The organism is Rhizobium ecuadorense, from assembly GCF_001187535.1.
Taxonomy (GTDB): domain Bacteria; phylum Pseudomonadota; class Alphaproteobacteria; order Rhizobiales; family Rhizobiaceae; genus Rhizobium; species Rhizobium ecuadorense.
In genome coordinates this window covers 1-229 of record NZ_LFIO01001381.1, presented here as the reverse complement: position 1 = coordinate 229, position 229 = coordinate 1, and the positions used below count along the sequence as shown (strand labels likewise).

Genomic DNA, 229 nt, shown 5'->3' with positions numbered 1-229 from the left:
GAGACGTACTGGCGCGAGTCTGCCCTGCGGTCCGCACTCACAGACGCCGGGTGGATCGTCAGCGAGGTACGTCGGTGCGTCGGAAAGCCCCATGATCGGTGGCTGAGCGTTCGGGCGAGTCGGGCGTGACGCACACAGAACTTGCGGAAATGGCCGGTTGTGGCGCGACTATGAACTCTGGGTGGTCACCGCAATGTCGGCTTCCGGGCGAAGGCAAAGATCCCCTCTG

General features: G+C 64.2%; 1 pseudogene. It reads left to right on the top strand.

The window, feature by feature from the left end:
- Nucleotides 1-129 (top strand): annotated as a pseudogene (locus AF337_RS45740) (class I SAM-dependent methyltransferase); the annotation flags it as partial.
- Nucleotides 130-229: the final 100 nt, after the last annotated feature.